This is a genomic window from Streptomyces qinglanensis (genome assembly GCF_900111245.1).
Taxonomy (GTDB): domain Bacteria; phylum Actinomycetota; class Actinomycetes; order Streptomycetales; family Streptomycetaceae; genus Streptomyces; species Streptomyces qinglanensis.
Genome location: NZ_FOGO01000013.1, coordinates 156,660 through 176,094, shown reverse-complemented (window position 1 = coordinate 176,094; position 19,435 = coordinate 156,660). Strand labels below are relative to the sequence as shown.

Genomic DNA, 19,435 nt, shown 5'->3' with positions numbered 1-19,435 from the left:
CTCCCCGGACGGGACCGGACAGCGCACCGGGGCGGAGCCGGGTGCACGCGGGAATCCGGCACGCGCGCGGGGACGCCCGGCACTCCGGGGCTGCCGGGCTCCACCGCCCGCCGGCCCCGGGGCGCCCGGAGGGGGCCGGTCACGGGACGCGGCGGTGCACGTTCTCCCTCCCGGCGGGTCCGGGCGCGGCGTCGGCGATCCAGGGGCCCTCGGTGGACGCGTCGACGACGCCTTCCTCCAGCCAGGTGTAGGCCCCGTCCAGGACCTGGCGGACGACCGTGCCGTCCAGGTCGTCCGTGTTGCTCCACAGACGTCCGAAGAGTTCTTCGACGCGGAGGCGGGACTGCCGGCAGAACGCGTCCGCCAGTTGGTGTGCCGCCTGCCCCTCGGTGCCGTCCCGCCGCAGCTTCTCGGCCCGCACGCACGCGGCGCTCATCGCGAACAGCTCGGCGCCGATGTCGACGATGCGGCCGAGGAACCCCTGCTTCGTCTCCATCCGGCCCTGCCACCTGGACATGGCGTAGAAGGTGGAGCGGGCCAGCTTGCGGGCGGCGCGCTCGATGTAGCGCAGATGCCCCGCGAGGGCTGCGAACTCACCGTAGGCGCCCGGCATCCGGCCGGGCCCGGCGACCAGTCCGGGCAGCCATTTCGCGTAGAACGCGCCCGCACCGACGGCCGCCCTGCTCTTGTCGGCGAGCGTCTTGTCCGGGTCGATCAGGTCGCCGGCCACGGACAGATGCGCGTCCACGGCCTCCCGCGCGATCAGCAGGTGCATGATCTCGGTCGAGCCCTCGAAGATGCGGTTGATCCGCAGGTCGCGCAGCAACTGCTCGGCCGGCACGCCGCGTTCGCCGCGGGCCGCGAGCGACTCGGCGGTCTCGTAGCCCCGGCCGCCGCGGATCTGCACCAGTTCGTCCGCCATCCGCCAGGCCATCTCGCTGCCGTAGAGCTTGGCGAGGGCGGCCTCGATCCGGATGTCGTTGCGGTCCTCGTCCGCCATCTGCGAGGACAGGTCCAACACCGCCTCCAGGGCGAAGGTGGTCGCCGCGATGAAGGAGATCTTGCTGCCGACGGCCTCGTGCTCGGCGACCGGCCTGCCCCACTGGACCCGTTCCCGGGACCACTCGCGGGCGATTTTCAGACACCACTTCCCGCTGCCCGCGCAGGTGGCGGGCAGCGACAGCCGGCCCGTGTTCAGGGTGGTCAGCGCGATCTTGAGCCCGGCGCCCTCGGGACCGATCCGGTTGGCGGCCGGGACCCGCACCCGGTGGAAGCGGGTGACGCCGTTCTCGATGCCGCGCAGCCCCATGAAGGCGTTGCGGTTCTCGACGGTGATGCCCTCGGAGCCGGCCTCGACGACGAAGGCCGAGATGCCGCCCCGGTGGCCCTCGGCGCGCCGCGGGTCGTCGGCGTCCGGCTCGGGGACGCGGGCCATGACCACCAGCAGGTCGGCGATCACCCCGTTGGTCGTCCACAGCTTCACGCCGTCGAGGACGTAGTCGTCCCCGTCCGGGACGGCCGTCGTCGCCAGCCGCGCCGGGTCGGATCCCACGTCCGGCTCGGTCAGCAGGAAGGCGGAGATGTCGGTGCGCGCGCAGCGCGGCAGGTAGGCGTCCTTCTGCTGCGGGCTGCCGAACAGCTTCACCGGCTGCGGCACGCCGATGGACTGGTGCGCCGAGAGCAGGGCTCCGACCGCGGGGCTGGCGGAGCTGACGAGCGCGAGCGCCTTGTTGTAGTACACCTGGGTGAGCCCCAGGCCCCCGTACTCGGTGCCGATCTTCATGCCGAGCGCGCCGAGCTCCTTGAGCCCGCCGAGCACCTCGTCCGGGATCCGGGACTCGCGCTCGATCAGCGCTCCGTCGATCTTCGAAGCGGCGAACTCGCGCAGGCGGCCCAGGAATTCCTCGCCCCGTGCGACGTCCTCGGCCGCCGGTTCCGGGTGCGGGTGGATGAGGTCGAGGCGGAAGCGGCCGAGGAACAGCTCCTTGGCGAAGCTGGGCTTGCGCCAGTCCTTCTCCCGGGCTGCCTCGGCGACTTCGCGTGCTTCACGCTCGGAGACGGTCATCTCGCTCACCTCGAAACGGTGTGGAGGCGGACACGCGGTGCGGGACGGTACCGGCGGGGAGCCGACCGGGCTGCCGGGTCCGGACCACCGCCGGGTACTACTCGGTCGTATGTACCCGATTCGCTCCGGACCTACCAGACGCCGCGCAGGAGAAGCTCCCCCGCACCGCCGGCCGGGCTGTCCGCCGGACCGGATCGGGGCGTCGCGCCGACCTGTGCGGTGAACCTGCCGCGCGAAGGGCCGGCCTCCCCTCGCCCGGGAGCGCCGCAGAACGGTGCCGGCCGGCGCACGCGCCCGGCGCACTGTCGGATGACGGGCAGAGCGCCCCGCCCGGGCCCGGGGGACAGGGCGCGGGCAGCGGAATCCGCGGCCGCGGAGCGCCTCAGGGCGTGCCGCTGCTCCCGGCGGCCGGATGGCCTCCGAGTGTCAGTACGACGGTGACGATCAGCAGCAGCAGTGCCACAGCCGCCACGCCGACGGTCAGGACGCGGCAGATCCGCCGGTGCTGCCATCCCTTGCCCAGACGCATGGCCCCCACCCCTCCCGCGGGCCCCCGGCTCCGCGTATCGCACACGAGTATCCCGGAATCACGTTCCCCCGAGCACTGTAGTGCGGCCGCCCGGCGCGAAGCGGCGGCTTGCGGCAGCCGCCCGCTCTCGCGGGTTCCGGTGCCCGGGACCGTGTCCGGCTCAGGGGACGACCCGGAAGTGGGTGGTCAACCTGCCGTCGTCGTCGAGGACGTGGAAGGCGATCATCGGGGGCAGCGTGTAGTCGATCGGCCCGCCCTCCTCGCCCTCCCAGGGCATCTTCAGCGTGGAGACCACACCGGGTGCGGCGACCAGCGGCACCCCCGCGAAGGTGGTCACGGCCGGGGTGTGGCTGTGCCCGCACAGCAGCCCCGCCACGGTGCCGTGCCTGCCGACGACCTCGGCCAGCCGTTCCTCGCCGAACTGCCGGATGGGGTCGACGTACTGGCCGTACAGCGGTGCGGGCGGATGGTGGAAGCAGACGAACGCGGGCGCGTCGTCCGGCGTCCCGGCGAGCTCCCGGTCGAGCCAGTCGAGCGTGGCGTCGTCGAGACGGCCGTGCCCCTTCCCGGGCACGCTGGAGTCGCACATCAGGAAGGTGGCGCCGGGCAGCCGGTGCACCTCGTCGACGGGCGAGGCGTCGGCGGCGTCGCCGTTCTGCAGCACCGCGCGGTAGGCGCCGCGCACGTCGTGGTTGCCGGGGCAGATCAGCGGCTGCACGCCGTGGTCGGCGAACAGCTTCGCCGCCAGTGTGTACTCCTCCTCCCGGCCGTGATCGGCGATGTCCCCCGTGAGCAGGACGGCGTCGAGCCCGTCGAGCACGCGCGAGAGGCAGGCCAGCACGCGCTCGGTGCGTTCGCGGGCGCGTGTGCCGCCGTCGCCCCGGTCCTGGCCGAGGTGGATGTCGCTGAACTGCGCGAAGGTGAACATGAGTGGGTCCTCACTCGGTCGTGGGATGCGGCGGGGCCGCGCCGGTCGGCGGCGGCCGGGGAACCGGGGGTCCGGCTCTCCGGGCCGGGACGGAACTGCTCCCTCCGGATCCGGCCGGCCGCCCGGTGCAGGGCCCGCCGGGCCCGGTTCGGGCCGTACTCGACTCGGTCCGGGTCCGGCTCGGTTCGGGTCGTACTCGGTTCCTGGCGGCGTGCTCGAGCGGGTTCGGCTGCTCAGTCCTTCCAGTGGACGGCGAAAGCGCGCCGAGGGTTGACCTCGAAGATCTGCCGCGCCGCGGCAGCGCCCAACTCGTCGGCGACGCGGGGACGCAGGGTGCGCGCCACATACGGCACCCCTGTCTCTGCGCGGGCCGTCGCCGTGACGGTGTCGCCGCCCATCAGCACCCGGTCCCCGTGCCCGCGCTCCAGCAGTTCGGCGAGGCTGTCGAAGAGGCGCCAGTCGGTCGCATGGTGGGTGCGCGAAGGCCCGTCGAAGACCAACCAGGCACCGGAGGCGGCCGCCGCCCGCTGCATCCGCGGGTCCGGGCACCGCCCCAGGTGGCCCAGCAGCACACCGGAGGGCGGCACCTCCTGCTGCCCGCACAGGAAGTCCAGCACCTCGGCTGCGCCGGTGCCCAGCTCCAGGTGCACCGCGATCGGCGCCCCCGTCGCCCGGTGCGCCTCGGCCGCGGCGGCCATCGTCCACCGCGCGTGCCGGCCGAGCCCGTGGAAGTCACCGGCGACCTTGATCAGACCGGCCCGCGGCGCCTCGCCGCACACCCCGCCGCGCATCCCGCGGGTCAGCTCCTGCACGAAGAGGGCCGCCGGATCGGACGGCAGCTCCCCGGTGTAGTGCTGGGCCTGGTGCAGCCCGGTCGCGGCGACGAGCCGCACGCCGGTGCGCCGGGCCAGGTCGGCCAGCGCGCCGGAGTGGCGGCCCAGGCCATGGGGCGTCCACTGCACGAGGCTGCGGCCGCCGTGCTCGGCGAATGCGCGCAACTGCTGCTCCGCGGCGTCCGGGTCGGCCAGTTCCTGCCCCGGCAGCCGCGGGCTGCGCAGGAAGAGGTGGTCGTGGGCGTCGCAGACGCCCAGCTCCGCTCCGGGAAGGTCGCCTTCGACGGTGCGTACCGCCGGGCCGTACCCGGGCGGGCCGGTCTCCGCGTGCGGGCCGGCTGCGGCCCCGGTGCGCTCACCGGTCACGGGCGGGTGTCCGGCTCGGCCGCGTGTGCGTCCAGGAGGCGCAGCAGACCGTCGACAGCCTCGTGGAACGGCCCGGGATGCCCTGCCGACCGGGCGAGCACGTAGCCGCCCTGGACGACGGCGACGACGGTGGCCGCTGTTCCCGCCGGGTCGAGGTCCGGCCGGAACTCACCGTCGGCGCGGCCTTCTTCGAGCACCTCCGCCAGGCGGGCGCGGAGCCGGTCGAAGGTCTCCTGCAGCGGGGCCCGCAGTCCGGGGTCGGCGACCACGTCCGGGTCCTGGGCGAGTCCGCCGACCCGGCAGCCGCGCAGCACCGCGCGCTCGCGGGTCAGGTAGGCACGCACCCTCCCCAGCGCACCGCCCGCGCCGGAGAGGTCCGCCTCGGCCCGGGCCTGCATCTCCTCCGCGCTCCTGTGCACGGCGGCCCGGGCCAGGTCGGGCTTGCCGCCGAAGTGGTGGTACATGCTGCCCTGACCCACCCCGGCACGCCGCTGGACGGCCCGCGGACTCGTGCCCACGTATCCGCGCTCCCACAGGAGTTCCTGGGTGGCCTCGATCAGCCTGCCCGCCGTGTCCTCACCGTCCATACCCGCAGTGTACATACTGGTAGGTACAGAAGAGGCCGACCGGCGTGCAGAGACCGTGCCCGCCCCGACACACCGCTGCCGGGTGCTGCCGCGATTCCGCAGCAGCACCCGGCAGCATGCAACGCCGGAAAGGGACCGGCTCAGAGGTCGAGACCGGTGAGCACCATGACGCGCTCGTAGGTGTAGTCCTCCATCGCGAACCGCACGCCCTCGCGGCCCACGCCGGAGTCCTTGACGCCGCCGTAGGGCATCTGGTCGGCCCGGTAGGACGGCACGTCGCCGACGACGACACCGCCGACCTCCAACGCGCGGTGCGCACGGAAGGCCGCCTGCACGTCGTGGGTGAACAGACCGGCCTGCAGACCGTACCTGGAGTCGTTGACGGTCTCGAACGCCTCCTGCTCGCCGTTCACCTTCACGAACGACATGACGGGCCCGAAGACCTCCTCGCAGCCGATCTGCGTGTCGGCGGGCACGTTCTCCAGCACCGTCGGCTCCACGGAGGCGCCGTCCCGCTTGCCGCCCGTGAGCACCTTGGCACCGCGCGAGACGGCCTCGCCGATCCACGACTCGACCCGGCGTGCGGCGTCCTCGCTCACCAGCGGGCCCACATCGGTCGCCTCGTCCGAGGGGTCACCGGTGGTGAGCGCCTCGACGGCCGCCACGACCTTGGGGACCAGCCGGTCATAGACCGAGGCGTCGGCGACGACCCGCTGGACCGAGATGCAGGACTGGCCCGCCTGGTAGTTGGAGAAGGTCGCGATGCGCTGGGCCGCCCAGTCCAGATCCGCCTCGGAGGCGTAGTCGGCCAGCACGACCGCCGCGCCGTTGCCGCCCAGCTCCAGGGTGACGCGCTTGCGCGGTGCGGAGTCCAGGATCGACCAGCCGACCGGCGCCGAACCCGTGAAGGAGATGATCGGCAGCCGCTCGTCCTGCACCAGGCCCGGCATCTGCTCGTTCGGCACCGGCAGCACCGACCAGGACCCCGCGGGCAGGTCCGTCTCGGCCAGCAGCTCACCGAGGATCAGCCCGGACAGCGGGGTGGCGGGCGCCGGCTTGAGGATGATCGGGGTGCCCACGGCGAGCGCCGGGGCGACCTTGTGGGCGCACAGGTTGAGGGGGAAGTTGAACGGCGCGATCCCCAGGACCGGGCCGTAGGGGAAGCGGCGGGTGAAGGCCAGCCGGCCCGTGCCGCCCGCGTCCGAGTCCAGACGCTGCGCCTCGCCCCCGTTGAAGCGGCGGGCCTCCTCCGCCGCCCAGCGGAAGACGGAGATGCAGCGGCCCACCTCACCGCGCGCCCACTTCATCGGCTTGCCGTTCTCCGCGGAGATCAGCTCGGCGATCTCGTCCGTGCGCTCCACGAGGCGGCGGGTGAGGTGGTCCAGCGCGGCGGCGCGGACATGCGCGGGGGTGGCGGAGAACTCACCGGCCACCGCGGCGGCGGCGGCCACGGCCTCCTCCACCTGCGCGGAGGTGGGGATGCTGACGGTGCCGACGTGCCTGCCGTCCCAGGGCGAGGTGACGTCGAGCGTGGTGTCGCCGGTGGCCTTGCGGCCGGCGAGCCAGAATGCGTGCGGAGAAGTCGCTGTCGTCACGGCGGATCGCCTTCCGGATGCGGGAGAGTGCCTCGGTTCCAGCGTCCACGGTAGGGCGTCGCAGCCCGTCCGCTTCTTCGCCAGGGTGGAGTATTTCGCGTGTGCCGTCATACGGATTGTCACTGTACGCGGCGCGCTCCGGTCCGCGTGAGTTGTCCCCGTACGCCCCGGTACCCGACGCGGCCCCCAGGACGGCGACCACCGGGGGCTCCCCGGTCGGCTCCGCGGCAGCCGGACCGGCGACGACTCGGTGACGGGATCGACGACACCTCGGAGTGCCCGTCGGCTCCCCCGGCGATGCGCCGCGCCGGGCGGAGCAGCCGGTCCGCGGGGTTCAGCCGGTGGCCTTGAGGGCCAGCCAGAGCTCCATGCGCACATCCGGGTCGTCGAGGGAACGGCCCAGGATCTCCTCCACCCGGCGCATGCGGTACCGCAGCGTGTGGCGGTGCACACCGAGTTCGGCCGCCGCAGCGTCCCACTGCCCGTGCCGGGACAGCCAGGCGCGCAGCGACGCCACCAGGTCGCCCCTGCCGTTCGCGTCGTGCTCCCGCAGCGCGCGCAGCAGCCCGTCGGCGAAGGCGCGGACGGCGTCGTCGGCCAGCAGCGGCAGCACCGACCCCGCGGCGACGTCCTCGTGTTCCACCAACGCCACCCCGCGCCGCCGGGCGACCGACAGCGCCTGGTCGGCCTGCTTGAAGGCGACCGCGGCCGCGGCCAGACCGACCGGAGCCGAGACGCCGATGGCCAGCCCCTCCTCGCCGCCCCCGCCGGACCGCCGTCCGGGCTGCGCCGCGGACGCCGTCCCGGCGAACTCCGCGCACCCGGCCACCGCCGCGCCGCCGTCCGACGCCAGCACGACCAGCCGCGCCCCGTCCGGCACCACCAGCACCGCCTCGCCGTTGCGCGCCGCAGCGGTCTCGACCGCATCCGCGAGCTCCTCGAGCGGCCAGACGATGCGGCTCAGCCGCCCCGTGTCCGACGGGTCGGCCTGCGGGCCTCCCGCGCCGACCACCACACCGGAGGCTGCGGAAGCCCCCGCCCCGGTGGCCGCCCCTGTCGAACCGTCCCACGCGCCGGCGGCCGACGGCTTCCCGGCGGCCTGCTTCGAGGCTGCCGACTGCGCCGCGGACGGCCGGGCGGCGGACGGCTGCACGGACTGCTTGGCGGAAGACCTGGCGGACGCCCTGGTGGACGCCTTCACGCCGCCGGGCCGCGCCGCCTCGGACGACGCGGGCACCACCGTGGGAGTGCCCGCCGCGGCTGCCAGGTCGGCCAGCCCGCACAGCTCACCCGCGCGCGCCAGATACCCGGCGGGTGCCGACGACGACGGCCGGACCGCGGAGGCCGTGGGCACCGGGGGCGGCCCGGCGGACTGGGCCGACTGCACCGCCGCGATGCCCTCCTGCGCGAACCTCGCGGCAGCCGCCGACGCCGGTTCCGCGACGATCACCCGCATCGGGGCGTCCAGCAGGCCGCCGTAGAGCTGCCCGGCCACCGCACGAGCATGCTCGCCCTCGCCGACGAGCAGCATCTTGAGCACCGCGGCACCCAGCCGCTGCTCCGCCTCCTGCAGCGCCCGGGACCGCTCCATGGTCAGGGTCAGCAGCGCGATGGCGGAGTTCACGGCATAGCGCTCGGCCGTACCCAATGGCGCCGCCGTCCCGACGGCCAGTACCGCCTTGGCACGGCGCCCGCTGCCGATCGACTGGAGTTCGACCCGGTCGTCCCCACCGTCCCCCTCGCTGACCACCGCGCTGGCGGGCGCGGGACGGTCCCGCAACCGCTCGGCGTCGCCGACGAAGCGGGTCGCCCGGCGCACCGCCCAGGCCGGCGCCGTGGCGACCACCGAACCGGAGGCGTCATAGAGCGCCGCCCACCCGTCGACCTGCGAGGCAAGCCGCGCGAGCAGCGCGGAGGGACCCTCCCGGGAGAGCGCGGCGCGGGTCATCTCACGCTGCGCATCGAACCCGGCGCTCACCGCGCGGTACTGCTCGGCGGCGATGTCCGCCGACACCGCCTTGCTGATCGCGATGAACGGGGTACGCCTGGGCACCTCGAGCAGCGGGAGGTCCGCACCCCGGCAGGCGTCGACCAGGGCCTGCGGTACCCCTTCGTAGTTGACACCCGCCGCGAAGCCGAGCCCGACCACGCCCTTGCTCACCAGCTTGTCCACATAGGCGCGCATCGCGCCGCGGTCGTCCGCGTCGAGCTTGAGCCCCGTGAAGAGGATGAGCTCTCCGCCGTCCATGTACGGGGTCGGATCGGCCAGCTCACTGGAGTGCGCCCACCGCACGGTGGCATCCAGCCTCCCGTGCCCCGCGAGCACGGAGAGGCGGAGCGCGGAGTTCTGGACGAGCGCGGCAAGAGTCGGTGGCATAACGCACTTCACCGTACAGCCGCCGGCCCGCATTCGGGCCCCCCGATGTACGCCCCTGGAACGGGACGCGCGTCACTCCCCCAGCTTCGTCAGGATCGGCGGCGTCCGTTCCCCGCGGACCGTGGTCACGGACAGCACGGCGTGCTCCGGCTGCAGCTCGTTGGCCAGGTCGGAGGCGGACCAGCGCTCCCGCTGCTCACTGCGCACGGTCACCGACTCGGCCGTCACGTGCTTGCCCGTCGCCAGCCGCCGCACCGCGTGCAGGACCCGGGTGACGGGCTCGTCCGAGACCAGCTGCCGATTGGTGACCGTACGGGTCTGCACCCACTCGGTACCCCACGCCTCGGCGAACCGCTCGGCATCCCACGGGGTGACACCCGCACACACCATCCGGCACCCCACGGCACCGAGCAGCGGCCCGCGGAGCGGTTCGGGCACATCGTCCAGCGCCCGCAGCGTCAGCAGCACGCCCGCGTGCACCGAGCGCAGCCGCTGCAGGCCCCGCAGCGCCTGCGGGGTGACGGTCTGCGCCGCGTCGTCCAGCACCAGGCAGGCGAAGAGCGACTGGTCACCCCGCGCCACGGCGCACTCGGTGAACTGCGCGAGGAGCAGCCGGGCCAGGATCCGCGACGCCTCCGCGTGCCCCCGCTCGGGCAGGTCCACCCGGACCCGCAGCGGATGCTCCAGCGCACGCAGCGAGAACGGACGCCGACCCGCCGCCTTCGGGCTGCCCTCGGGCAGGAAGAAGTCGGCGAAGGCGGGCCGGTCCAGCAGCGCGATCCGGTCAGCCAGCAGCGCGGCGATGTCCCCCGCGCGCCCGGACTGCCGCTCGAAGGCGTCCAGCTCCCGGAGCTGCCCGCCCTGCCCCTCGGCCCGCAGTGCCTCCCGCAGCGCGTCGAGCGCGCCCGGACCGCCGTCCAGCAGTTCGCGCAGCTCGGGGACGGTGGGAAACCGGCCGTGCACCGCGGCGAACGGACCGATGAGCTGGGCCAGCGACGTCGCCGCGCGGCGGCTGTCGCCACCCGGCAGCGCGGCGGCCAGGTCCCCCACCAGCCCCTCGGCGAGCATCCCCGCGGCCTCGTCCGGATCCGTCGTACCGCCGTACAGGTCCAGGTCGTGCGTCGAGCCCGAGTGCCCGACCCGGATGACGAGGTCGAAGGAGTCGTCGCGCACGAACTGCGAACCCGCCGGACTCACCGCGATCACCGCCGCCTGCCCGGCCAGCGCCTGCAGACAGAGCGACTCCACCACCGGGCGGGCCAGCCTGCTCGTCTTGCCGGTGCCGGGCGGGCCGACGGCCAGCGCGGACGTGCCCAGCAACGAGGGGTCCAGCGCGATACCGGCCCCGCGGTACTCGTGCGGATTGCGCTCGGAGTCGGCGGCCCGCCCGATGCGGACCTGGCGCAGCGACAGATCGTGCCGGGCCGCCCGCACCGACAGGTCCCGGGCCCCCGACGGGTGCGCGCACGCCTCCGCGCCCTGCGCGAGCACACTCTCGACGAACGCCTCCAGCCGCTGCGGCCGCGCCCGTACGGTCTGCCACGCGCGCTCCAGCCGAGCATGGTCCACATCCGTCATCCGGCCGGCGCCCAGCTCCCCGGCCAGCACCTCGGCCGCCCGCCCGGCACCACCGGCCCGCAGCTCAGGCCATTGGGCGGGGTCGAGGTGCGGTGGGGGGACGGGTGCGTGTTCCGTTCGACCGTCCGGCACGACGCCCCCCGGGCCGGGTCCGCCCCGGCGCTTCAACCGGGTCAGGCTCCGGCGGGCCAGCTCGTCCCAGCGGCCGATACGGCCGAAGAAGAAGATGAGGGCGACAGCGACCAGCGCGTAGTAGCTGTAGGCGAGGAACTTACGACCCGATCCGACGGCGTCGGGGGTCATGGCGAAGAGGGGCCACAGCCAGAACTTTCCCAGATACCCGTTCCACAGCAGCGACCACAGCAGCCACCCCATGAGGAAGGAGATGAGGGCGCCGCTGACGAGCTGGCGGGCGGGGGTGCGGTCGGGGTCTTCCGGTGGGCGCTGTTCGTAGCCGCAGCGCCATACGCCCGGGGCCGCCTCCGGGCGGGGCAGGCGCAGCCAGTCCGCGAGCGGGGGGCCGCCCTGGGGGGCGCCGGAGGGCATGGGTGGAGGGCCCGCCTCCACGCCGGGGACCCGGGGGCCGGCGCTCGTGTCGGGGGGTGCGGAGGGTTGGGGGGGTTGGGGTGGGACCGCAGGGTGGCCGGTGGGGGTGGGGGCAGTGTGGTGCGTGCTGCCTGTGCCCTGCTTCCGGTGGGGAAGCCCCATGTCCATGTGCTGCCTCAGCTCCCTGACGCCCCGACGCGCCGGTCCGGTACCCGACCGGCGCCCTCCTGCCCCCCAATCTAGCGGCTGACCATGTCAGTTGGCCCGGGCCTGGCGGCGGGGCCCGCGGAGAGCGGCGGTGAGCGCACACCTCCGGCGGCCGGGCCGGCTGCCGGACGAGGGCGGACGGGAGCGGACAGGGACGGACAGGGACGGGCAGGGACGGGCAGGGACGGACAGGGGCGGACGCGGGTGCCCGGGCCGGGCGGAGAGGCGAGGCGGTACGGCCTGCCACCCGCACACCTATGTCCGTCGTGGCCAACACGCGGCCCGCACTTCTCCGGAGCGGTGCATGTGTCCTCCGTCCGCGTGCCCCTAGCCTGCGAAGTGCCAGACACCCGTTCCTCCCGAGGAGTGCGCTATGACCGGAAAGACGGAACTGTCCGGAGGGCCTTCCCTCCCCCAGGAGCGGCGTGTGGTCACCGCTGTCCCCGGGCCTGTGTCGCAGGAGCTGATGGCCCGCAAGCAGGCCTCGGTCGCCAACGGCATCGGGACGGTGCTGCCGGTCTTCGCGCGCCGGGCGGGCGGCGGCGTCCTGGAGGACGTGGACGGCAACTCCTTCATCGACTTCGGCTCCGGCATCGCCGTGACCTCGGTCGGCAACAGCGCCGAGGCGGTCGTGCGCCGGGCCACCGAGCAGCTCAACGACTTCACCCACACCTGCGCGATGGTCGTCCCCTACGAGCCCTACGTGCGGGTCTGCGAGGAGTTGGCCGCGGTCACCCCGGGCGACCACGCCAAGAAGAGCGCGCTGTTCAACTCCGGCGCCGAGGCGGTGGAGAACGCCGTCAAGATCGCCCGGGCGCACACCGGCCGCCAGGCCGTCGTGGTGTTCGACCACGGCTACCACGGCCGCACCAACCTGACGATGGCGCTCACCTCGAAGAACATGCCGTACAAGCACAGCTTCGGCCCGTTCGCGCCCGAGGTCTACCGGGTCCCGGTCGCCTACCCCTACCGCTGGCTGACCGGCCCGGAGAACTGCGCCGAGGAGGCCGCGGCCCAGGCGATCGACCAGATCACCAAGCAGATCGGCCCGGACAACGTCGCTGCGATCATCATCGAACCGGTGCTGGGCGAGGGCGGCTTCATCGTCCCGGCCAAGGGCTTCCTGCCGCGCATCCAGCAGTTCGCGCGGGACAACGGCATCGTCTTCGTCGCGGACGAGATCCAGTCCGGCTTCTGCCGCACGGGCCAGTGGTTCGCCTGTGAGGACGAGGGCCTCGTGCCGGACCTGATCACGACGGCGAAGGGCATCGCGGGCGGCATGCCGCTCGCCGCGGTCACCGGCCGGGCCGACATCATGGATGCCGCGCACAGCGGCGGCCTGGGCGGCACCTACGGCGGCAACCCGGTGGCGTGCGCGGCGGCGCTCGGCTCCATCGAGACGATGCGCGAGCTCGACCTCCCCGCCAAGGCCCGGCGCATCGAGGAGATCATGAAGCCGCGGCTGGAGAAGCTGGCGGAGAGCTCCGAGATCATCGGCGATGTCCGCGGCCGGGGTGCCATGCTCGCCGTCGAGCTGGTGAAGCCGGGCGGCAAGGAGCCCAACCCGGAGGCCACCGCGGCGCTCGCGAAGGCGTGCCACCAGCAGGGCCTGCTCGTCCTGACGACCGGCACCTACGGCAACGTCGTGCGCTTCCTGCCGCCGCTGGTCATCGGTGAGGACCTGCTCAACGAGGGTCTGGACGTCCTGGAGGAGGCAGTCGCGGGCCTGTGAGACCGAGGGCTCCGAGCCCTCCTGAGCGAGCCGTCGGCCGGTTCTTCCCACCGGCCGGCGGCTCGCGGCATGCGGCGGCGCGGCACGCGGCACGCCGCCGCAGACGGGTGCGGGGAGGACCGGCCACTGCGGGCGGCCGGTCCTCCCCGCAACCGCGTTCGGGACCGGTAGCGTGGCCCCGACGCGGGTGGACCGGCGCCGCGTGCCGCCGGAGCGGGCGGTGACCAGCAGGGGAGCAGCACCGGTGAAGAATGTGTGCGGGGCCGATGTCCGGTGCGTAATGCGCCTGTCGGGGCCCGAGCCGCTGCCGTACGGTTCTGGAGTCGCCGGGAGGCGCGGAGGGCCACCTCCGGGTTCCCGGTCCGAGCCGGTCGCTCCCCAAGACAGGCCCGGTCGTGCCCTCGCGCACGTTCCTCACCGATCGGACAGCCGCTTGTCCCACACCCCCCGGGACCGGCGGCAACCCGGTCGACACGGCCGCCCTGGAACTGTCCCCCCGGTTCCCGGGCGGCCGGCCACGCTCACGGCACCTCCCAGCTCCGGAGCACCGCGCCGTCGTCGGCTGCTGGTGCCGGTCTGCGGTCTGTGCGCTCTCCTGCTGCTTCTGGGCACCTGGCAGGTGCTGGTGGGGGGCGCGCTGGTCCGCCGGGACGAGGAGCTGGGGGCGGCCGTGCGCCGGGCGGCGCCGCCGGAGATGCCGGCCGAGCTGCTCTCGGACCTGGGCAACCTGGAGGTGGCGCTGCCGCTGCTCGCCGCCGCGATGGCGCTGTCGCTGCTGCGTTCGGGGGGCCGCCGCTGGTGGCCGGTGGTCTGCTACGGGACGGCAGTGGCGCTGATGGTTCCCCTTGTGCTGGGCCTGAAGGCGTGGACGGATCGCGTCGGTCCGTCCGGCGGTGGAGGCTTCTACCCGTCCGGGCACGCCGCCACCACCGCGGCGGCGCTCGGTGGCGCGCTGCTCCTGCTGAGCGGCGGGCTCTCCCCTGCCGTGCGCCGGGCGGCGCGGGCGCTGGTCGCCGCCCTGGTCGTCGGCAACGGGCTCGGACTGGTGTGGCGGGGATACCACTGGCCGCTGGATGTGCTGGCGGGCTGGTGTCTGAGTGTGCTGCTGCTGTGCGTGGCCTGCGCGGCCGCACACCGGCTGGGATCCGGCGCCCGCCTGCCGTGTACCGGCCGGAACCGGCCGCACGGCAGCAGCGCGCCGACCCGGGCCTGACCGCCCGGCAACCCCGTGTCCGCCGGTGCCCCGACACCCGGCAGCCGGACGCCGGCCGGCCCCGGCCGTGCCTCCGCCGTGCGCCCGTCGCACGCCCGTCGCACTCCGCACGCCGGGGAGCTGTCGCACGGCAGGCGCCCTCCCCGTGGGGCACGCAGGCGGGCACGCAGGCGGCGCCGTCAGCTGTCGAATCCCATGCCCACCTTGTCCATGGCCTTCAGCCACAAGTTGCGCCGCCCGGCCTGCGCGTCGGAGCGGGCCAGCGACCACTGGGTGAGCCCGATCCCGGCCCAGCGCACCGGCTCGGGCGGGAACGGGAGCGGCTTCTTGCGCACCATCCGCAGCGCGGTGCGCTCGGTGCGCTCGCCTGCGAGCAGGTCGAGCATGACCTCGGCTCCGAACCGGGTGGCGCCGACGCCGAGTCCGGTGAAGCCCGCGGCGTAGCCGACGCGGCCGTCGGCGGCGGTGCCGAAGAACGGGGAGAAGCGCGAGCAGGTGTCGATGACGCCGCCCCAGCTGTGGGTGAAGCGCAGCCCTTCGAGCTGCGGGAAGCAGCGGAAGAAGTGCTGGGCGAGCTTGGCGAAGGTCTCGGGACGCTGGTGGTAGTCGCGGGAGATCCGGCTGCCGTAGTGGTAGAGGACGTCGTAGCCGCCCCACAGGATGCGGTTGTCGGTGGTGATGCGGAAGTAGTGGAAGTGGTTGGCGCTGTCGCTGAGGCCCTGGCGGTTGTGCCAGTTGATCGCCGCCCGCTGCTCCTCGTCGAGCGGCTCGGTCATCAGCGCGTAGTCGTAGACGGGGGCGATGTAGGGCCGCACCCGGCGCAGCAGGGACGGGAAGGCATTGGTGCCCAGGGCGACGCTGCGCGCGTACACCCGGCCGTAGGGGGTGGCGACGGCGATCTCGGCGCCGCGGGTGTCCAGCCGGGTCGCGGGGGTGTGCTCGTGGATGCGGACACCGGCCTGTTCGCAGGCGCGCTTGAGGCCCCAGGCGAGGCGAGCGGGGTTGACCATGGCGACTCCGGTGCGGTCCCAGAGTCCGGCCAGGAAGGTCGGCGAGTCGGCTTCGGCGCGCACCGCTTCCCGGTCGAGCAGGGTCAGTCCCCCGCCCACGCCGAGCTCCTCGGCCTGCTGCGCCCATTCCTCCAGTTCGGCGACCTGGTAGGGCTCGGTGGCCAGGGCGATTTCGCCGGTGCGCTCGAAGTCGCAGTCGATGGCGTAGCGGGTGACGGCTTCCTCGATGGCGTCCAGGTTGCGGTGTCCCAGCCGTTCGAGTTCGGCGATCTCCTCGGGCCAGCGGGCGAGGCCGTTGCCGAAGCCGTGGGTGAGCGAGGCCGCACAGAAGCCGCCGTTGCGCCCGGAAGCGGCCCAGCCGACCTCCTCGCCCTCGACGAGCACCACGTCGCGGGCGGGGTCCCGCTCCTTGGCGAGCAGCGCGGTCCACAGGCCGCTGTAACCGCCGCCGACCACCAGCAGGTCGCAGTGCTCGTCGCCGACGAGGGCCGGGCGGTGCTCGGGGCGGTGGGCCGGGTCGTCCAGCCAGAAGGGGGTGGGCCGGGCGTCGGCGAGGGAGCGGAGGGCAACAGGAGAGTCCACGGCATCACTCACGGTCATCGACTCCTCGTCGTGCTCGGATGTGCGGTCCCGGTGTCGTTCATGGTCGTCCTTCTTCCTGCCTGCTCCGCGCGGCGCGCGGCAGGCGCGGCGCCGCGTCGAGCGTCCGGCGCGGCCGGACAGGGTGCTGGTCGGGATGCCGGTGCCGGTCGCGGGCGGTTCACCGGGGGCGAGGGTCAGGGCTTGCCGCGGCGGTTGGCCGCGAGCTGCCCTGCAAGGACGATCACCAGCGCCAGCCCGAACATCGCCGAGCCGATCACGTTGACCTGCACCGGGACCCCGCGCTGTGCGGCGCCCCAGACGAACATGGGGAAGGTGACCGTCGAGGGGCCGGCGTTGAACTGGGTGATGATGAAGTCGTCGAACGACAGGGCGAAGCTGAGCATGGCGCCGGAGGCGATCCCCGGTGCGGCGAGCGGCAGGGTGACGCGCCAGAACGTCTGGAAGGGGCCCGCGTAGAGGTCGCGGGCGGCCTCTTCCAGGCGGGGGTCCATGCTCATCACCCGGGCCTTGACGGCGACCACGACGAAGCTCAGGCAGAACATGACATGTGCGATCAGAATCGTCATGAACCCGAACTCGACGCGGGTGTTGAGGAAGAGGGTGCCGAGAGAGGCGCCCATCACGACTTCGGGCATGGCCATCGGCAGGAAGATCAGTGCGTTGGTGGTGCTCTTGCCCCGGAAGCGGTAGCGGGCCAGCGCGAAGGCGGCGAACGTGCCGAAGACTGTTGCGATCAGCGTGGCCAGCACCGCGATCTGCAGGCTGAGCCCCAGTGCGCTGCACATCCCGGCGACGCTGCAGGGGTCGGTCCAGGCGTCGGTGGAGAAGGTGCGCCAGGTGTAGTTGAAGCGGCCGGCCGGCTTGTTGAAGGAGAACAGCAGGACGACCAGGTTGGGCACCAGCAGATAGGCCAGGGCCGCGCATCCCGCCAGGACGACGGCGTTCCGGCGCAGCAGCCGCAGCGCGGCGGCGAGCGGTCCGGGGCGGGCCGCGGCACGGGCAGCCGGGGTCGGGGTCGGGGACGGGGACGGGGCCGGGGTCGGGGACGGGGCCGGGGTCGGGGTCGGGGACATCAGACCAGTTCCTCCGTTCCCGCCTTGCGCAGGTAGCCGCTGACCATGATCAGGATGAGCGCCATCAGGATGAAGGACATCGCTGCCGCCGTCGGGTAGTCGAGAACGTTCAGGAACTGCTTCTGGATGGCGTTGCCGACCATCTGCTCGTTGGGCGACCCCAGGAGCTGGGCGTTGATGTAGTCGCCGGATGCCGGGATGAAGGTGAGCAGCGTGCCTGCGACCACACCCGGGAGCGAGAGCGGGAAGGTCACCTTCCGGAACGTCGTCGACGGTGTGGCGTACAGGTCCCGGGCCGCTTCGAGCAGGGAAGTGTCCATCCGCTCCAGGGAGCTGTAGAGCGGCAGGATCATGAACGGCAGGAAGTTGTACGTCAGCCCGCAGACCACGGCGAGCGGGGTGGCCAGGACGCGGTCGTCACCGGTCAGCCCCAGCCATCCGGTCACGTCCAGGATGTGCAGGGAGCTCAGGACGGCCACCACGGGACCGCCGTCGGAGAGGATCGTCTTCCAGGCCAGGGTACGGATGAGGAAGCTGGTGAAGAACGGCGCGATCACCAGGACCAGAAGCAGGTTGCGCCAGCGCCCGGCCCGGACGGCGATCATGTACGCCAGCGGATAGCCGATGAGCAGGCACAGCGCCGTCGCGACGGCCGCGTAGCCGAACGAGCGGAGGAAGTGTTCGCCGTAGGTGCCCAGCGCGTCGGTGTAGTTCGAGAACTGCCAGGTGACCCGGAAGCCCTCCTCCAGCGAGCCGCTCTGCACCGAGGTGGACGCCTGGTAGAAGAGCGGGGCGACGAAGAAGACCGCGAGCCAGAGTCCGGCCGGCAGCAGCAGCCAGTACGGGGTCAGCCCGCGCCGCGACCGCCGGCCCCCGCCCGCGGAGTCCGCGGTGCCGGGCTCCTGGCCGGTGCCCGGCGCCGCGCCGGGCGCGGGGCCGGCGGGCGGAGGTGTGGCCACGGCGGTCACAGGGCCTCCTCCCCCGCGTGCGCGTCCTGGTCCGCGTCCAGCGCGAAGGTGTGCGCGGGCCGCCAGTGCAGGACGACGTGGGCGCCCGGTGCGAGTCTGCTGTCGCGCTCCACGTTCTGCTCGTAGACGGTGAGCTCGCAGGTCGGGGTCTCGACGAGGTACTGCCAGGAGACGCCCAGATAGCTGGCGTCCCGGATCCGGCCGGTGAGCCGGTTGCGGCCGTCGGGCACCTCCGGCGGGACCGTGCCCGCCTCGTCGGTGCGGGCGAGGGAGATCTTCTCCGGCCGCACGCCGACCAGCACTCTGCCGCCCGGGGGCACGCTCTCGGCCGAGCAGCGGGCCGCGGGCAGCCGGAGCGGGTCGCCGGTCTCCACCACCTTGACCCGCACCTCGGCGCCGTCTCCGGCCTCGTCCGGGGCACCGTTCCCGGCGCCCGCCTCCGGCGCCGCACCGCCGGACGCGGGGGCGCCGGAGAGCAGTTCGGCCTCGATCAGGTTGGAGGTGCCCAGGAAGTTGGCGACGAAGGTGGAGCGCGGGTTCTCGTACAGCTCGGCGGGCGGCCCGAGTTGGACGACGCGTCCGCCGTGCATCACGGCCACGCCGTCGGCCATGGTCATGGCCTCTTCCTGGTCGTGGGTGACGTGCACGAAGGTGATGCCGACCTCGGTCTGGATGCGCTTGAGTTCGAGCTGCATCTGGCGGCGCAGCTTCAGGTCCAGGGCGCCCAGCGGCTCGTCCAGCAGCAGGACCTGGGGGCGGTTGATGAGGGCACGGGCGAGGGCGACGCGCTGCTGCTGTCCACCGGAGAGCTGGCGGGGTCTGCGGCGGGCCATGTCACCGAGCTGGACGAGGTCGAGCATCTCCGCGACCTGCTTGCGGACCGACTTCACCCCGCGGCGGCGCAGTCCGAAGGCGATGTTCTCGGCGACGTCCAGGTGCGGGAAGAGCGCGTAGTTCTGGAAGACGGTGTTGACGGGGCGTTTGTGTGGCGGGAGGCGGGTGATGTCCTCGTCGCCCAGCAGGATGCTGCCGGAGGTCGGCTCCTCCAGACCCGCGATCATGCGCAGTGTGGTGGTCTTGCCGCAGCCGGAGGCGCCCAGCAGGGCGAAGAACGTCCCCTCGGGAACGGTGAGGTCGAGCGGCTGGACGGCGGTGACGTCGCCGAAAGTCTTGCTGATGCCGGAAAGAGTGATGGTCATGGCCGGTCCTCGGGGATGCGGGCTGG

The 19,435-nt window shown here is 73.5% G+C and carries 14 protein-coding genes; 2 read left to right on the top strand and 12 right to left on the bottom strand.

Annotation, left to right across the window (positions count from 1 at the left end; all coding sequences use genetic code 11):
* Positions 1-139 precede the first annotated feature (139 nt).
* The 8 genes from BMX65_RS24640 to BMX65_RS24610 form a co-directional block, all read right to left on the bottom strand.
* A complete protein-coding gene (locus tag BMX65_RS24640) occupies positions 140-2,065 on the bottom strand; it encodes an acyl-CoA dehydrogenase family protein (protein WP_075002541.1) in 1,926 nt (641 codons plus the stop codon).
* A 382-nt stretch (positions 2,066-2,447) separates the two neighbouring features.
* A complete protein-coding gene (locus tag BMX65_RS33020; RefSeq protein ID WP_162637704.1) occupies positions 2,448-2,594 on the bottom strand; it encodes a hypothetical protein in 147 nt (48 codons plus the stop codon).
* Between the two features lie 160 nt (positions 2,595-2,754).
* Positions 2,755-3,522 carry a metallophosphoesterase gene (locus BMX65_RS24635; RefSeq protein WP_075002540.1) on the bottom strand — a complete coding sequence of 256 codons (768 nt, stop codon included), beginning with the start codon at positions 3,520-3,522 and terminating at the stop codon, positions 2,755-2,757.
* Between the two features lie 233 nt (positions 3,523-3,755).
* Complete coding sequence (locus BMX65_RS24630) at positions 3,756-4,721, bottom strand: phosphotriesterase family protein (protein ID WP_107437566.1); 966 nt, start codon at positions 4,719-4,721, stop codon at positions 3,756-3,758.
* The gene (locus tag BMX65_RS24625; RefSeq protein ID WP_239502310.1) at positions 4,718-5,308 is read right to left on the bottom strand and encodes a TetR/AcrR family transcriptional regulator; all 591 of its coding nucleotides are present in this window, start codon (positions 5,306-5,308) and stop codon (positions 4,718-4,720) included. Before BMX65_RS24625 ends, BMX65_RS24630 begins: the two co-directional genes overlap by 4 nt.
* Positions 5,309-5,448: 140 nt before the next feature.
* A complete protein-coding gene (locus tag BMX65_RS24620) occupies positions 5,449-6,903 on the bottom strand; it encodes an aldehyde dehydrogenase family protein (RefSeq protein WP_075002538.1) in 1,455 nt (484 codons plus the stop codon).
* Between the two features lie 334 nt (positions 6,904-7,237).
* A complete protein-coding gene (locus tag BMX65_RS24615) occupies positions 7,238-9,280 on the bottom strand; it encodes a PucR family transcriptional regulator (protein WP_079172058.1) in 2,043 nt (680 codons plus the stop codon).
* 72 nt (positions 9,281-9,352) lie between these two features.
* Positions 9,353-11,404, bottom strand: a complete 2,052-nt coding sequence (locus BMX65_RS24610; protein WP_079172057.1) for a type IV secretory system conjugative DNA transfer family protein — start codon at positions 11,402-11,404, stop codon at positions 9,353-9,355.
* A 580-nt stretch (positions 11,405-11,984) separates the two neighbouring features.
* On the opposite strand from BMX65_RS24610, the gene gabT reads away from it, so the two are divergent.
* Both gabT and BMX65_RS24600 read left to right on the top strand, forming a co-directional pair.
* Positions 11,985-13,343, top strand: coding sequence for a 4-aminobutyrate--2-oxoglutarate transaminase (gabT, locus tag BMX65_RS24605; protein ID WP_075002535.1), 1,359 nt, complete (start codon positions 11,985-11,987; stop codon positions 13,341-13,343).
* Positions 13,344-13,911: 568 nt separating this feature from the next.
* On the top strand, positions 13,912-14,556 hold the full coding sequence (locus BMX65_RS24600; protein WP_239502221.1) for a phosphatase PAP2 family protein: 645 nt from the start codon (positions 13,912-13,914) through the stop codon (positions 14,554-14,556).
* 179 nt (positions 14,557-14,735) lie between these two features.
* On the opposite strand, the gene BMX65_RS24595 is transcribed toward BMX65_RS24600, so the two are convergent.
* The 4 genes from BMX65_RS24595 to BMX65_RS24580 form a co-directional block, all read right to left on the bottom strand.
* The gene (locus BMX65_RS24595; protein WP_075002534.1) at positions 14,736-16,166 is read right to left on the bottom strand and encodes an NAD(P)/FAD-dependent oxidoreductase; all 1,431 of its coding nucleotides are present in this window, start codon (positions 16,164-16,166) and stop codon (positions 14,736-14,738) included.
* Between the two features lie 176 nt (positions 16,167-16,342).
* The gene (locus tag BMX65_RS24590; protein WP_420856836.1) at positions 16,343-17,242 is read right to left on the bottom strand and encodes an ABC transporter permease; all 900 of its coding nucleotides are present in this window, start codon (positions 17,240-17,242) and stop codon (positions 16,343-16,345) included.
* Entirely contained in the window at positions 17,242-18,210 is a 969-nt protein-coding gene (locus BMX65_RS24585; protein WP_075002533.1) for an ABC transporter permease, read from the bottom strand. Before BMX65_RS24585 ends, BMX65_RS24590 begins: the two co-directional genes overlap by 1 nt.
* Positions 18,207-19,409 (bottom strand): ABC transporter ATP-binding protein, encoded by a 1,203-nt coding sequence (locus tag BMX65_RS24580; RefSeq protein WP_075002532.1) that lies wholly within the window; start codon positions 19,407-19,409, stop codon positions 18,207-18,209. The genes BMX65_RS24585 and BMX65_RS24580 overlap by 4 nt, the downstream gene beginning before the upstream one ends.
* Positions 19,410-19,435: the final 26 nt, after the last annotated feature.

Coding starts and splice junctions, on each gene's coding strand:
- BMX65_RS24640 (WP_075002541.1), bottom strand. CDS start 2,065: ATGACCGTCTCCGAGCGTGAAGCACGCGAAGTCGCCGAGGCAGCCCGG.
- BMX65_RS33020 (WP_162637704.1), bottom strand. CDS start 2,594: ATGCGTCTGGGCAAGGGATGGCAGCACCGGCGGATCTGCCGCGTCCTG.
- BMX65_RS24635 (WP_075002540.1), bottom strand. CDS start 3,522: ATGTTCACCTTCGCGCAGTTCAGCGACATCCACCTCGGCCAGGACCGG.
- BMX65_RS24625 (WP_239502310.1), bottom strand. CDS start 5,308: ATGGACGGTGAGGACACGGCGGGCAGGCTGATCGAGGCCACCCAGGAA.
- BMX65_RS24615 (WP_079172058.1), bottom strand. CDS start 9,280: ATGCCACCGACTCTTGCCGCGCTCGTCCAGAACTCCGCGCTCCGCCTC.
- BMX65_RS24610 (WP_079172057.1), bottom strand. CDS start 11,404: ATGCCCTCCGGCGCCCCCCAGGGCGGCCCCCCGCTCGCGGACTGGCTG.
- gabT (WP_075002535.1), top strand. CDS start 11,985: ATGACCGGAAAGACGGAACTGTCCGGAGGGCCTTCCCTCCCCCAGGAG.
- BMX65_RS24595 (WP_075002534.1), bottom strand. CDS start 16,166: ATGACCGTGAGTGATGCCGTGGACTCTCCTGTTGCCCTCCGCTCCCTC.
- BMX65_RS24590 (WP_420856836.1), bottom strand. CDS start 17,242: ATGTCCCCGACCCCGACCCCGGCCCCGTCCCCGACCCCGGCCCCGTCC.
- BMX65_RS24580 (WP_075002532.1), bottom strand. CDS start 19,409: ATGACCATCACTCTTTCCGGCATCAGCAAGACTTTCGGCGACGTCACC.